Source organism: Deinococcus arcticus, assembly GCF_003028415.1.
In the GTDB taxonomy this organism is placed as follows: domain Bacteria; phylum Deinococcota; class Deinococci; order Deinococcales; family Deinococcaceae; genus Deinococcus; species Deinococcus arcticus.
In genome coordinates this window covers 67,162-80,340 of record NZ_PYSV01000003.1, presented here as the reverse complement: position 1 = coordinate 80,340, position 13,179 = coordinate 67,162, and the positions used below count along the sequence as shown (strand labels likewise).

Annotated in this window: 18 protein-coding genes and 1 tRNA gene; 14 read left to right on the top strand and 5 right to left on the bottom strand. The window is 65.5% G+C overall.

Annotated elements, in window-relative coordinates; all coding sequences use genetic code 11:
- Positions 1-129 precede the first annotated feature (129 nt).
- From C8263_RS18795 to C8263_RS04055, 4 genes are all read left to right on the top strand, one after another.
- Positions 130-360 (top strand): hypothetical protein, encoded by a 231-nt coding sequence (locus C8263_RS18795; protein ID WP_146160576.1) that lies wholly within the window; start codon positions 130-132, stop codon positions 358-360.
- Entirely contained in the window at positions 357-548 is a 192-nt protein-coding gene (locus tag C8263_RS04075) for a hypothetical protein (protein ID WP_107136840.1), read from the top strand. Before C8263_RS18795 ends, C8263_RS04075 begins: the two co-directional genes overlap by 4 nt.
- Positions 549-1,474: 926 nt before the next feature.
- Entirely contained in the window at positions 1,475-1,693 is a 219-nt protein-coding gene (locus C8263_RS04060; protein ID WP_107136837.1) for a hypothetical protein, read from the top strand.
- Positions 1,675-1,923 (top strand): hypothetical protein, encoded by a 249-nt coding sequence (locus C8263_RS04055; RefSeq protein WP_146160575.1) that lies wholly within the window; start codon positions 1,675-1,677, stop codon positions 1,921-1,923. The genes C8263_RS04060 and C8263_RS04055 overlap by 19 nt, the downstream gene beginning before the upstream one ends.
- 194 nt (positions 1,924-2,117) lie before the next feature.
- On the opposite strand, the gene C8263_RS18790 is transcribed toward C8263_RS04055, so the two are convergent.
- Together C8263_RS18790 and C8263_RS04050 are read right to left on the bottom strand one after the other, a co-directional pair.
- Positions 2,118-2,522 (bottom strand): hypothetical protein, encoded by a 405-nt coding sequence (locus tag C8263_RS18790; RefSeq protein ID WP_146160574.1) that lies wholly within the window; start codon positions 2,520-2,522, stop codon positions 2,118-2,120.
- A complete protein-coding gene (locus C8263_RS04050; RefSeq protein WP_107136835.1) occupies positions 2,512-2,829 on the bottom strand; it encodes a hypothetical protein in 318 nt (105 codons plus the stop codon). The genes C8263_RS18790 and C8263_RS04050 overlap by 11 nt, the downstream gene beginning before the upstream one ends.
- A 151-nt stretch (positions 2,830-2,980) precedes the next feature.
- Between C8263_RS04050 and C8263_RS04045 the strand changes: the two genes are divergently transcribed.
- On the top strand, positions 2,981-3,856 hold the full coding sequence (locus tag C8263_RS04045) for a site-specific integrase (RefSeq protein WP_233218637.1): 876 nt from the start codon (positions 2,981-2,983) through the stop codon (positions 3,854-3,856).
- Positions 3,793-4,293: a tyrosine-type recombinase/integrase gene (locus C8263_RS19580; RefSeq protein ID WP_233218636.1), complete on the top strand. Its 501-nt coding sequence runs from the start codon at positions 3,793-3,795 to the stop codon at positions 4,291-4,293. The genes C8263_RS04045 and C8263_RS19580 overlap by 64 nt, the downstream gene beginning before the upstream one ends.
- A gap of 390 nt (positions 4,294-4,683) precedes the next feature.
- On the opposite strand, the gene C8263_RS04040 is transcribed toward C8263_RS19580, so the two are convergent.
- Both C8263_RS04040 and ffh read right to left on the bottom strand, forming a co-directional pair.
- A tRNA-Lys gene (locus C8263_RS04040) sits at positions 4,684-4,759 on the bottom strand.
- 82 nt (positions 4,760-4,841) lie between these two features.
- Complete coding sequence (ffh, locus tag C8263_RS04035; RefSeq protein WP_107136834.1) at positions 4,842-6,182, bottom strand: signal recognition particle protein; 1,341 nt, start codon at positions 6,180-6,182, stop codon at positions 4,842-4,844.
- A 66-nt stretch (positions 6,183-6,248) separates the two neighbouring features.
- On the opposite strand from ffh, the gene C8263_RS04030 reads away from it, so the two are divergent.
- The 8 genes from C8263_RS04030 to C8263_RS03995 all read left to right on the top strand — a co-directional run bounded on the left by C8263_RS04030 (position 6,249) and on the right by C8263_RS03995 (position 11,825).
- Complete coding sequence (locus tag C8263_RS04030; protein ID WP_107136833.1) at positions 6,249-6,989, top strand: hypothetical protein; 741 nt, start codon at positions 6,249-6,251, stop codon at positions 6,987-6,989.
- 9 nt (positions 6,990-6,998) lie between these two features.
- Positions 6,999-7,280: a nucleoside triphosphate pyrophosphohydrolase gene (locus C8263_RS04025; RefSeq protein ID WP_107136832.1), complete on the top strand. Its 282-nt coding sequence runs from the start codon at positions 6,999-7,001 to the stop codon at positions 7,278-7,280.
- A gap of 33 nt (positions 7,281-7,313) precedes the next feature.
- Positions 7,314-8,495 carry a thiolase family protein gene (locus C8263_RS04020; protein WP_107136831.1) on the top strand — a complete coding sequence of 394 codons (1,182 nt, stop codon included), beginning with the start codon at positions 7,314-7,316 and terminating at the stop codon, positions 8,493-8,495.
- A gap of 4 nt (positions 8,496-8,499) precedes the next feature.
- Positions 8,500-8,820, top strand: coding sequence for a YciI family protein (locus C8263_RS04015; RefSeq protein WP_107136830.1), 321 nt, complete (start codon positions 8,500-8,502; stop codon positions 8,818-8,820).
- Between the two features lie 6 nt (positions 8,821-8,826).
- Positions 8,827-9,129, top strand: coding sequence for a hypothetical protein (locus C8263_RS04010; protein WP_107136829.1), 303 nt, complete (start codon positions 8,827-8,829; stop codon positions 9,127-9,129).
- An 8-nt stretch (positions 9,130-9,137) separates the two neighbouring features.
- Positions 9,138-9,974, top strand: coding sequence for a 3-hydroxyacyl-CoA dehydrogenase family protein (locus tag C8263_RS04005; protein WP_107136828.1), 837 nt, complete (start codon positions 9,138-9,140; stop codon positions 9,972-9,974).
- Positions 9,975-10,295: 321 nt separating this feature from the next.
- Positions 10,296-11,126, top strand: coding sequence for a hypothetical protein (locus C8263_RS04000; protein ID WP_107136827.1), 831 nt, complete (start codon positions 10,296-10,298; stop codon positions 11,124-11,126).
- A gap of 69 nt (positions 11,127-11,195) precedes the next feature.
- Positions 11,196-11,825 carry an MBL fold metallo-hydrolase gene (locus C8263_RS03995; protein WP_233218635.1) on the top strand — a complete coding sequence of 210 codons (630 nt, stop codon included), beginning with the start codon at positions 11,196-11,198 and terminating at the stop codon, positions 11,823-11,825.
- Between the two features lie 116 nt (positions 11,826-11,941).
- On the opposite strand, the gene C8263_RS03990 is transcribed toward C8263_RS03995, so the two are convergent.
- Positions 11,942-13,108 (bottom strand): BMP family ABC transporter substrate-binding protein, encoded by a 1,167-nt coding sequence (locus C8263_RS03990; protein WP_107136826.1) that lies wholly within the window; start codon positions 13,106-13,108, stop codon positions 11,942-11,944.
- Positions 13,109-13,179: the final 71 nt, after the last annotated feature.

The following is a 13,179-nucleotide window of genomic DNA, read 5'->3' as shown; positions in this document are numbered from 1 at the left end:
AAACGGGGGAGTCAGTCAGGGACGCGGAAACTTGGCGGTTGAGGCGTCTCTTTCTGCTGAGACGATAATAGCCTTTTTGGCTAATGCTGTCAACTTTGGCTAACTGTCCAAATGTGCTAAGTTGGCTACATGAATGAAGACATCCGCGCCGCTGTAAGTGCGCGCCTGGAAGAAAAGGGCATGACGCGGGCTGATTTGGCCCGGGCTGTATCACGCACACCGGAAGAGATCAGCCGGGCCATAAACAACACAGGCGGCAGGGGGGGAAAAATACCTGACCTGTGGGCCGCCATCCTCGAAGCCCTAGACCTGCGCCTGACGGTGGAACCGGGGCAGTTCGGCGAAGGGGGGAAAGCGTGACCGTGCGAGGCTATGCTCTAGACTTCCTGCTGACCCGCTCAGACTGGCAGGAACTGACCCAGGAGCAACAGGACGCCGTGACGGATGAGCTTCTAAACCTCATGGTGGATTGGTGCGAAGCGAAAGGGTTCTATCTGAATGGTGGGATGAGGCCCGTGGGTGATCTGGACGGCGAAGGGAAGACGTGAGCGGCAAGCGGTGGGGAGGGCTGATTCTGTGCTGCCTGGGCGCGTTCCTGTGGCCTGTTCTGGAGCAATGGCAAGATCAAGACACGTCAGTAACACCCCTTCTCTTGGTGCCCCCTGTGCTGTTCTTAATTGGCGCGCTTCTGTGGAAGTCCGGTGAAGGAAAAAAGGACACGTGAAAGGGTTCTTGGTGGGGGCTGTTTCGAGCCTCGGTGTGTCGTTGCTGTTTAGGGCCCTGATAGGGCAGAAGGTCGAACAGGCCGCGCTAGCGGCGGCCCTCATACTCCTGGCCTTCGTGATTTGGAAGAAAGGGAGCGACAAGGGACTGTGGACAGCTTTCCTCTGGCTTTTTTGCGCCTTGTGTGTGCTTATGGCACTTCTTGGCATTTGGCAGGCAATAGAGAGCAGCGGAACGGGGCCTATCTTTTGGACAGCCGTGGTGGTAATCGCCCTATCCCTGCCCTGTGCATGGGTGCTGGCCCGGGCAGCGTTGCGGACTCCCCAGTCCGAAGAAGGGAAAACATGAGCAGTGAGAAAGACAGCATGGGGGCGCTTCGCTGGCCGGTGCTGGCCCTGCTGTGTCTGGTATGTCTCACGCTGGCGCGGGATGGGTGGCGCGCGCTTTCAGACCTGCGGGCGTCCATACGAAGTCCAGGTGCAGACCTGCTGAACTACCTGGGAATTTTTCCTGTCCTCGGGTATGGCCTCGCGCTGCTGGTGTTGCTGGGTTTCGGGACATGGTTGCTGCGCTCCAGGCGGCCCAGGCGTAGGACCGGCGAAGGGGGGAAGTAAGCCGTGTGCAGGAAGCTGCGAGGGACTGAGGCCGCCGTGAGACTTGGCCCCACATTCCACGGCCCACCTCTGCCGTGGCCCGTGCGCGTGATCGTGCGGGCGGCGCGGCGCGTCCGGGCCTTCCTGCGGGGCAGGCCGTGAGCGGGGCGCCCACCGTGCCCACCGGCTACACCTCAAGGGCTGACCTGATCGTGTCGTATGGCCCGGCCTTTCCGTGGCAAGTCTTCGCCCTGGCCTGCGCGCTGCTGGTCCTGGCGTTCCTCTTTCGCCGCGTCCCCTGGGCGCGCTGGGTGCTGGCCGTGGCGGGTGTGCTGGCCCTGATCGGCGCGGGGGTGTTATGGGCCGGGATGCGGTGAACCTTGACCGGCGAAGGGCAATCGTGCGGCGCGTGCTGGCCGTTCTGCTGGGCCTGTGCGCGCTGGGGCTATTGCTGTTTGCGCTGTACGCCCTGGCCTGGACGGTCTACGGACCTTCGTTCGGCACTGACCCCGCCCATACTGGTGTGGTGGCCCTGGGGGCAGCGGTAGGCGCTGGGTTGTCCACCTGGGGCGCGGTGAAGCTGTGGCGGGGGAAGCGGAAGACCTAAGCCGGGGGCCTAGACCGCTGGGAAACCGGCGGAAGGGGAAGCGTGGGCGCGTGGCCTGTGCTTCCCCTTCGTCGGTTCTGTCCTCTATCTGCCGCCGGGAATATGTTCCCGCACAGTTTAAATCCGGCTGACGGCGTCACACACTGGGCTTTTATCCCCTACTAAAAGAGGGCGGGCGGCTGAAAGCACTCGGGTTAGAGCGTGACTCCATGCCCGGTCACGAAGTCACGGACCGTTTTTAGGGCGGCGTCTGCCTTTCCCGTTTCACGGGCGTACCATGCGGGAGACTCGCACCCATACCGCGCCCGCTGAGATAGACGCTTGATGATCTGAAAGGCGTTCAGGGCCGTTTCTGCTGGCTGGGCATTCTGGCCAAAGTGTGCGCGGTATACCTCTCTTACCTGATGCGGAAACTGTTCGTAAGGAATTTCTTCCCAGATCCCCCGCCCACCTACGGCCAAAAAGGCACGCATCCAGTGAACAGCCGCGTAGAAGCTGACAGTGATGTACCACTCGTACAGGTCTGATTCAAAGTCGAAGCGGCTCAAGGCCGCTTCGTTACGCTGGGCTTTCTCTACGTGGGCGTGTTTACTCGCCATGTTGAAAGTCAGAGTCAACTTCCACGTTTAGGTCAACGCTGAATGGCCGCACCGCGTCCTGCAGGGTGGCGCAGATCTCCATAGCCTGATCGAAGGCGTAGTGAGCGTCTGGCATGATGACTTCTGCTGTGAGGGTGCCGTCTGGCATGGGCTGTGCGGTCACGCTGACCGGAAAGCCTAGCGCGACCTCAAGGCGCGGTACAGCTTCCCCCAGGGCAGACAGGGCGCGGTCTACGGGTGAGGGGCGCACGGTCAGGCGTCCGAAGTGAACCCGGCCCCGTTCGTCTGTGCTGAGCTGTGCGGTCATGTTTCCCCCTAGCGTCGCTGTGGCACTGTAAATGACAGTGACAATTGGTGTTACACCATGTCATAACACGCCGCACAGTTTCCTGACTGGGCCTACATTGTTCGGGCACGTCCGGCAGTAGGCCCACGTTTGCGGCTTTACCCTGAGGCCCATGACAGGGGGGCGCAAGACCGCGCAGGGCTGGCACAAGGGCACCATTGAAGAATTACCGTCTGGGCGCTTCCGGTGGCGCGTGCGGGTCCAGTACCCGGACGGCACGAGAGAACGCTTGAGCGGGACCACGCGCACGCGCACCGAAGCGCAGCACGCCATTATTGCGGCCCAGCGAGAAGCCCAGGCCGGACAGCGGCCCGTGTCGCACACGCTGACGGTGGGGGAGATGGTGACGGAGTACATGCGGGCGAAGCGGGCCACATGGTCAGACCGCACGGCCTGGAACAACGAAGCCCTGTACACCCGGCACGTGGCCCCGCATCTGGCCCACCTGAAGGCGGCAGGCGTAGACCCCCGGCGGCTGCGCGCGTACTTCGAGCTGCTGAGCGAGAAGCGCCCCGCTGGGGACGGCGAAAAGATGCGCCCGCCCCTGGGCTACTCCGGGCAGCGGCAGATACACGTCCTCTTGCTGGGGGCCTATAAACGGGCCATAGGGGACGGCCTGCTAAGGGAAAATCCGGCGCAGCACGCCCGGCCCCTGTCCCCCTCGAAGGGCGGGACGGTGCGCGCGGCGAAGGTGAAGCACTTCACCCCCGAAGAGCTGGGGCGCTTCATTCCGGCGGCCCAGGCTGACCGTTTGGCCCTGCCCCTGGCCTTCCTGGCCTTGACTGGCCTTCGCATAGGCGAAGCCCTGGCCCTGACCTGGGGGGACGTGGGCCGGGATGACACCGGGGCCCCCTTCGTGACCGTCTCGAAGACCCGCAGTGAGTTTGAAGGGGCCTACTACACGGGCAGCCCGAAGACGGCGGCGTGCGCCGGGTCTACCTCTCAAGGGACGCGCTGGGCATCGTGGAAGACCTGCGGCGAAGGGTGAGTGTGGAAGCGCGGGCCACGCGCTACCGGGGCCAGGGCACGGCAGACGCGGCCCCCCTCTTCCCGGCGGTAGACGGGCGGCCCATGCGGCAAGACGTGCTGCGGGATGTCATGCGCCGGACCTGCGAAGCGGCGGGCGTGCCCCTGCTGTCCCCCCACGCGCTGCGGCACAGCACGGGCACCTTTCTGATTTCGAGGGGCGAAGACCCGGTGAGCGTGGCCGCGCTGCTGGGGCACGCCCAGGTGAGTACCACCCTGAACATTTACGCCCACGCGCTGCCGGGCAAGATGCGCGGCATGGTCTACGGGCTGGCAGACCTGCAGGGCCAGGGGCAGGCGAAGCCGGGGGCAGGCCCAGACGGCGAAGAGAAAGACGGGGGGCGCCCGCTGCCGCTGCGCCGGAAGACCCGCAAGGCCGGGCCCCGCCGGAAGGGGTAGCGCCGGGGGCCCGGTCCCCACGCCTGGGGGGGCCAAGTCCCCAAAGTGGGGACCGAAGGGGCCAAAAGTGGGGACACGGGAAAAGCACGGCCCACACGGCATTTTTGGGAACTGCGTCCCCACACCTCTTTTCTGTGGGGACGCATGTTTTTTTCGTGCTGGACAGCATAAACCGGGCTGTGTCCCCAAAGTCCCCAGATTTTTAGGGTATATACGGCTGGGTTATTTTTTCGCGTGTTTTTTCTGCGAAGTGGACCGCGCCCGGTGGGGGTGGGGACAGGCCAGGGCCCCAGAATCAAATGGGCCACGTTTGGGCCACACGGGCCCCAGTGGGCCACGTCAGCGGGCCGGGGCAAAAGCAGAAACCCCCGCCTAGGACGGGGGTTTTTCTGGTGGGACGTGTAGGACTTGAACCTACAACCCGCTGATTAAAAGTCAGCTGCTCTACCGATTGAGCTAACGTCCCTTGCCGCTGGGCACCGGCTCAGGTGCGGTCTTCAGCGGCAGTGAGTATACGGAGGCAACCCGGAGCTGTCAACGGCCGGGGCTCAGCGCTTGAGATTGGGCGGCAGGTTCGGCATGCGGGGTGGTTTCATGCCCTTGGCCCCGGGGCCGGTCATGCGCTGCAGCATCTTCATCATGTCTTTCATCTGCTCGTGCATTTTCAGCAGCTTGTTGATGTCCTGTACGCTGTGGCCGCTGCCAGCGGCAATGCGCTTACGGCGGCGCCCGTCAATGATCTTGGGGTTGCGCCGCTCTTTGAGGGTCATGCTGGAAATCATGGCGTCAATGCGCTGAATCTGCTTCTCGTCCACGTTAAAGCCCTCGGGCAGCGCGCGGCTCATGCCGGGAATCAGCTTCAGGAGGTCGCCCAGCGGGCCCATCTTGCGAATCTGGCGCAGCTGGGTCAGCAGGTCTTCAAGGTCAAACTCGCCGGGCTTCTTGACCTCCATCGCCTTCAGGTCCGCCTGCTGGGCGCGCTCGATCAGGCCCAGCACGTCACCCATGCCCAGAATGCGCCCCGCCACCCGGTCGGGGTAGAAAGGTTCCAGTCCGGCCAGCTTCTCGCTGGTGCCCGCAAAGTAAATGGGTTTGCCGGTCACGCTGCGCGCCGAGAGGGCCGCCCCGCCGCGGGCGTCGCCGTCCATCTTGGTGATCACCAGTCCCGTGACCGTCACGCGCTGGTCGAAGGTCTGGGCCACGTTCAGGGCTTCCTGCCCGGTCATGGCGTCCACCACCAGCAGCGATTCGGTGGGCTGCATGGCCACCTGCAGCTCGGCCAGCTGGTCCATCAGCGCCTCGTCAATCTGCAGGCGGCCCGCCGTATCCACAATCACAAGGTCGCGGAAATCGGTTTTCAGGTGTTCGTCCACGCGGCGCCGGGTTTCAGCGGGGCTTTCGCCGTCGGCCACCTTCAGAATGGGCACCCCCACCTGCCGGGCCAGCACCTCCAGCTGGTCGCGCGCCGCCGGGCGCTGCGTGTCGGCGGCCACCAGCAGCACGCGGCGGCCCTTGCTCTTGTAGTGCGCCGCCAGTTTGCCGGTGCTGGTGGTCTTGCCGGCCCCCTGGAGGCCCACCATGAACCACACGTTGCCCTCGGTTTTCAGCTCGGGCTGCACGCTCTTGCCGCCCAGCGTTTCAATCAGCTCGTCGTGAACCAGTTTCACCACCGTCTGGCCAGCGTTCAGGCTGCCCAGGACTTCCTGGCCCACGGCCTTTTCGCTGACCTTCGCCACGAAATCCTTGGCCACGCCGAAGTTCACGTCGGCTTCCAGCAGCGCCATGCGGATCTCGCGCATGGCCGTTTTCACCTGCGCCTCGGTCAGCTGGCGTTCCTTGCCCACCCGGTCCAGGATGTCCTGTAACTTGTTGCCCAGCGACTCAAACATGTTGCGAGGCTACCACGCAGGGCAAGTGGGGAAAGGTGCCGCCGCCGTGCGGGATAGGCTGGGGCCATGTGGCACAGGGTGGGATTGGGACTGCTGATTCTGGCCCTGAGCGCCTGCACGTTGTTGCCTGACAGAGAGGCGGAGGAGCAGGCGGCGTGGGCGGCTGTGTCTGGGCAGAGGGAGGCGCAGCGGCAGGCGTACCTGAAGGCATTTGAGCCGCTGGCCTTTGAGATGATAGGACTGGAGGAAACGCCGTGTGATGCAAAGACGGTCTGCGGAGTGACTCGGGTGTATGGGCGGGGCACCGCCACTGAGGCCCAGTTGGGGGCGGCGCTGCGTCTGGCCGGGCTGCCTGTGCCACCGGGTGGTTTTGAGCTCACCCGTGCGCCTACGTTTCCAGCTCTGCAGGCACAGACAGGACCGCTGCGCGCCGAGGTGCAGGTCCCCAGAACCGCGCAGGTGGGGGAGACGCTGACCCTCGCCGCCGTGTTGCACAACGAAACGGGGCTTTCGGTCGAGCTGGTCTCTGGAATGTACCCACTTGACGCCGTTCTTCGCAACGAACGCGGCGAAGCGGTGCGCTGGTACACCCCCGCTTTTGATCCTTGGCTGCAAAGCAGCCACCTCTGTCCGGTTGGCCCATGTCAGTGGGACCGTCTTCAGCTGGACGCGCCCTTGAACCAGTTCAATCGCTGGTTGCCGCTGCCGCCCGGGGAATACACCGTCACCGTCCGCATGAAGGGCGTGTTGGCGGCCAAACAGGAACTCAACCTCACCTTTCCGCCGCAGCCCCTGAGCATCCGCTAGGGTGACCGCATGCCCAAACTGGTACGCGACCGCATTCCCGAACGGTTTGGCGGGCAGGCCACGCCGCTGGAGGAGGCAGCTTTCCGCGCCGCCCTGCGCGAGAAATTGCAGGAAGAGGTCGCGGAGTACCTGGAGAGCGGCGAAGCGGAGGAACTGGCCGATGTGCTGGAAGTCGTCTACGCGCTGGCTGGGCTGGACGGCCTGAGCTCAACGGCCCTGGAAGAGCAGCGTTCCGCAAAGGCTCAGGCCCGCGGCGCCTTCAGCCGTCGGCTGTGGTGGACACCCACCTAACGGGCGTTAGGCAGCGCGCGCTACACTGCCCCCATGACCAAAGCTGTGATTGTGGCGGCCAGCCGCACGCCCACCGGGAAGTTCCTGGGCGCCCTGGCCGATGTGCCTGCGGTGGAACTGGGCAGCCTGACCCTGCGTGACACCCTGCGGCGCGCGGGTCTGGGCGCCGAACTGGTGCAAGAGGTCATCATGGGACAGGTGGTGCAGGCGGGCAGCGGGCAGAATCCGGCCCGGCAGGCCGCCCTGCGCGCGGGCCTGACCCACGAGGTGGGCGCGCTCACCATCAACAAGGTCTGCGGCAGTGGCCTGAAAGCGGTCATTCTGGCGGCCCAGAGCATCCGCGCCGGGGACCAGCAGGCGGTGCTGGCGGGCGGCATGGAATCCATGAGCAACTCGCCCCATCTGCTGCCCGGGGCCCGCAAGGGCTACCGCCTGGGCCACGCGCAGGTGCTGGACGCCAACACCCACGACGGCCTGTGGTGCTCGATCAACGACGAGGGCATGGGCCTGACCGGCGAGCGTGTGGCCGAGAAGTACAGCATTGGCCGTGAAGAACAGGACACCTACGCGACCGCCAGTCACCAGAAGGCCATTGCCGCGCAGCAGGGCGGGCGCTTCACCGACGAGATCGTGCCGGTGACCGTCAAGGGCCGCAAGGGCGACGTGACCGTGGACACCGACGAGGGGCCCCGCGCCGACACCAGCCTGGACACGCTGGGCCGATTGAAGCCCGCCTTCAAGAAAGACGGCTCGGTGACCGCCGGCAACGCCCCGGGCCTGAACGACGGCGCTGCCAGCCTGCTGGTCGTCTCTGAGGCCTTCGCCCAGGCGCACGGCCTGAAGGTGATGGCGGAAATTACCGGCTACGCCACCGGCGGGCTGGCCCCGGAATGGGTGATGATGACCCCGGTGCCCGCCACCCAGAAGCTGCTCCGGGGGCTGGGCATGACCGCTGACGACGTGGACCTGTGGGAACTCAACGAAGCCTTCAGTGTGCAGAGCCTTGCCGTCAGCCGTGAACTGGGCCTGGACCCCACGCGGGTGAACGTGAACGGCGGCGCGGTAGCCCTGGGGCACCCCATTGGGGCCAGTGGGGCGCGCATTCTGGTGACCCTGCTGCACGCCCTGAAGCAGCAGGACAAAGAAACTGGTGTGGCCACCCTGTGCATGGGCGGCGGCAATGGCCTCGCGCTGGCCGTGAAACGGGTAGGCTAGGCGCATGACCCTGCAGATCAAGCCGCTGTGGATCGTGGAAAGCACCTACCTGAAGATGGGCGAGGAACTGGCCGCCGTGACTCCCGCCCACCGGGAATGGCTGGAGCAGCACTACAAGAGTGGCCTCTTTCTGGTCAGTGGCCGCAAGGTGGACCGCACGGGCGGCGTCATCCTGGCCCACGCGGACACCCTGCAGGAACTGGTGGACCTGTTCGACCAGGACCCCTTCGTGCAAAAGGGCTGCGCGCGCTACCGCTACACCGCCTTTACGCCGGTTAAGCGCAGCCGCATGGTGGAGCTGGAAGGCGTGCCTGTGGTGGAGTGAGGGACAGTGGCTGTCGTCATCCTGGATGTGGCGGACCGAGAGCATCTTTCGCTGTCAAACAGTCTCTACGGTGCGCTGAGCGAATGGGTGACAAATCAGACGGCTGATGCCCTGCTGCGGGAAAAAGTTGAAATCGCTCAGTGGAACTATTTGCTAGACCTCGCTGAGTTCAGTGGTCAGCAGAGGCAAGAGCTGGGAGCCCACGTGCTGGCCCTGAGGGAGAACATTGAGGCAGAGCGGGGCGCAATGGGAACGCCAGCTTTGCTTCAGCATCTTGAGCAGGTCGCCCGCTTTATTCAATCTCAGTGAGGAATCCTATGAAATTCGGAGTTATCGGCGCCGGCCAGATGGGCGGCGGCATCGCGCAGGTCGCGGCGCAAAGCGGTTTTACAGTGGTGGTGCAGGACGTTAAGCAGGAGTTCCTGGCGCGTGGGCAGACCGTCATGGAGAAGAGCCTGACCAAGCTGCATGAAAAAGGCCGCCTGGAGGGTACCCCCGCCGAGGTCATGGGCCGGATTCAGTTCACCACCAGCCTGCAGGACATGGCCGAGTGCGATCTGGTCGTGGAAGCCATCGTGGAAAACGAGGCGGTCAAGGCCGATCTGTTCCGGCAACTGGGGCAGATCGTCAAGCCAGGCGGCATCCTGGCCAGCAACACCAGCTCCATTCCCATCACCAGCCTCGCCACCGCTTCTGGGCGCCCCGAGCGTTTTATCGGGATGCACTTCATGAATCCGGTGCCGCTGATGCAGTTGGTGGAGGTCATTCGCGGCCACCAGACCAGCGACGAAACGGCCCGCATCGTTACCGAAACGGCTCAGCAAATGGGCAAGACGCCGCTGCCCTGCAACGATTTCCCCGGCTTCGTGTCCAACCGCATCCTGATGCCCATGCTGAACGAGGCCATTCAGTGCGTGATGGAGGGCGTGGCCGAGCCTGAAGCCATTGACGGCATCATGAAGCTGGGCATGAATCACCCGATGGGCCCGCTGACCCTGGCGGACTTTATCGGCCTGGACACCTGCCTGGCCATCATGGAAGTGCTGCATAGGGGCCTGGGCGACGACAAGTACCGCCCCAGCCCGCTGCTGCGCAAGATGGTGCAGGCCGGGCAACTGGGCCGCAAGAGCGGGCAGGGCTTCTACACGTACTGAAGGCGGCGGCGCTGCCCGGGTGCATGGGGCGACCTTTCCTCTGGGCAGCGCCAAGAACAGGGGTCTTCTCTCTAAGGATCTCGCCCCTCCCATGGCAACGGTTCAGAAGGGCGCAGCAACGTGTCCATTCCCGGTGCGAGGCACTGTGTTCGCTTCTCGCTCTGCAGCGCCGCTGTTCCAGCCCGCTCGGTTGATCGGGGGCCTGGCAGCGAGCGACTTAACCCAGCGCGGGCCGGGCAATGCTCCACGGGCCGCGCTGTTCTGCGCTGGAGACGGGTCTGTGTGTGGCGGCCCGCCGCTGCTGTGTTAGAACAGGGGCCAATGAAGAAGATCAAGTGGATGATGGGGGCGGCGCTGACTGCCCTGGGCCTGAGCGGGGCCGCGGGCGCCGCCGACGTGCGCCTGGGCCTGAACAGCAGCCTGGGTCTGGGCTGCCAGGTGGTGGGCGTGCGCGCGGGCGTGCAGGAAGGGCGTGTGGGCGTGCATGCCCAGGGCGCCTACTGCCTGAGCGGCGTGCAGGGCCGGGCCGGCGGCGTGGCCGTGGGGGCCGCCGTGTCGTTTGATCTGTTCCGCAGCGGTGGCCTGACCACCTACGCTCTGGCCGGGGCCGACCTGCTGAATGGCAACTCGGCGCTGCATGCGGGGCTGGGCCTGCGTTACGGCATTCCCCTGATTCCCGTCGAAGGCTATATCGAGGCGGGCGTGCAGCGCATCAGCACCGTGCTGCAGCCCATCGTGGGGCCCCGGCTGGCGCTGGGCGTGAACTACAAGGTGAACGTGGCGAACCTGCAGGGCACCCTGCCGGCCACGGGCGCCGCCACGGGTGACAGCACCCCGGCCCCCGCCCCCGCCGAGTGCAAGCTGACCCCCGATCAGGACGCCGCCGCCGCGCGCGCCACCGCCCAGTCGGCGGCGGAAGCCGCGCTGTCGGCCGCGGCCAGCGCGTATTCGGCGGGCTTTTCCAGCTTTTCGTACAAGGTGAATATCGGCAGTGCGGCGATCAGTGGCAACACGGCCCAGGTCAGCGGCAGCGTGACCATCACCCTTGTGGCACGCGGCTCGAACACGCAGACCAGCGACACCTATACCGGCACCGTGACGCTGGTGCGCGACGGCTGCGGCTGGGTGCCCACGGGCTACCGCCAGAACTGAGCCGCCCAGCACGCGGGGGGACAGGGGCGCACGCACCCTGTCCCCCCAACACGTGGCATCATCGGGCGCGTGACGGTGAGGGTGAGGCGGCTGTATGCCAACGTGTTTCTGCTGACCAGCCCCCAGGGCCGCCTGATGGTGGACAGTGGGGCACTGCCCTATGCCCCGGCGCTGGCCCGGCTGCTGCGGACCTTTGCCCCAGGCGCTCTGCTGCTGACCCACGCCCATGTGGACCACGCAGGCGGCGCTTTCGTGGCCGCCCACGCCGGGGTGCCGCTGCTGGCGCACCCGCTGGAACACCCGGCCCTCACCGGACAGGTGCACGACCTGCCGTATCCGGCCCGGCGCCCGGAACTGGGCCCGCTGATCTCGCGCCTGCACCCCAAGGTGCCGGCCCGGGCGCTGCGCCCTGCCCTGCCCGGTCAGGACCTGCTGGGCTGGGAGGTGGTGGCCCTGCCCGGCCACACCCCCGGGCAAGTGGGCGTGCTGCGGGATGGAGTGCTGATTGCCGCCGACGCCGTGGTGGGTGCCGGAGACGGCGCGCACCTGCCCCGCGCCGCCTACAACCACGACCATGCCCAGGCCCTGGCCACCCTGAAGCGTATGGCCGACATGGACCTGCGCGAGATCTGGCCGGGTCACGGCGGCATGCTCCGCCCGGCGCAGGTGCGCGCACGGGCGGAGCGCGCTGATGGTTGAAGGGTGATCGTTGATGGAAAAAAGAGAGCGGCGGCAGGGAATCTTCCTTGCCGCCGCTTGTCTTTGGGTGCGCTGGGCCTTACCGGCCCCACCATCCCCCTTCAACCATCACCCATTTACTTCTTGGGTTCGTCGGCCACCTGCCCCGTCACACCGGGGGCCACCCAGGCCATGTTGTTCAGCTCGGCCACGGTGGCCACCTTGCCGGCCTTCACGCGCAGGATGCCGTTGCGGTCCTTGAGGGGCCCGGTGAAGGGATCGAACTTGCCGCCCCGTTCCATCTCGGCTTTCAGGGCCATCACGCGGTCATAGACGCTGATCTTCTTGCCATTCACGGTCATGGTTTTGGCCTTCAGGGCGGGAATCCACCTGGGGTTGATGGCCATGCCGTCCTGCGCGCCCAGTTCCACGCTGCCGCCCTTCAGAAGGTTCCAGTAGTCCACCTTCTGCAGGTTCTTGGTGGTATAGGTGCCGCTGCGCACCTTGGTCAGGAAGTCGATGTAGATCTTCTCCCAGTGCACCAGCTGGCCGCTGACCACGTAGTCGGGGGCAAACTTGTACATGGGCGAGTAGTGGGCAAAGCTGGGAATCTTGCGGCTGGCGGCCGTCTGCACCACGGTGGCGGTGTCCTCGGTAAAGGCCAGGGCGCCGGCCCCCTCGCTGATCAGGGCCTCGGCAGCCTCGCGGGCCTTGTTGGGGTCAAACCACGCGTTGATCCACTTCACGCTGACCGTGGCCCTGGGGTTCACGGCACGCGCGCCCAGGGCAAAAGCGCTGATGTGGCGCTTGAGTTCCGGGACCGGAAAGGCGGCCACGTAGCCCAGCTTGTCGCTCTTGCTGACCGCCGCCGCCATCAGGCCGTTCAGGTAATAGATCTGGTAGAAGTCAGCCATGTAGGTGGCCATGTTCGGCGCGCGCTTGAAGCCGCTGGCGTGGGCGAAAATGACGTTGGGGTATTTCCTGGCGGCGTCCAGCGTCTGGTCCATGAAGCCAAAGGACGTGGTGAAGATCACCTGGCACTTGTCGCGCACCAGCCGGTCAATCACCGGCGCGGCCTGACCCTCGGGCACGCTTTCCACATACTTCGTTTCCAGCCAGGGCAGAGCCTTTTCTGTTTTCTTGCGCGCCTCGTCGTGGGCGTAGCTCCAGCCGATGTCGCCCACCGGGCCCACGTAGATAAAGCAGGCTTTGAGTTTGCCCGTTTGCTGGGCCTGCGCGGCGGGGCTGGCAGCGGTGGTCATCAGGGCCAGGGTCAGGGGGGCGGCAAGCAGCAGGTGTTTCATGGGGAACCTCCGAACAAGCAGGGGCAAAGCGGCAGGGGCAGGAGAAACGCGGCCGGACGCCGGGCGAACGC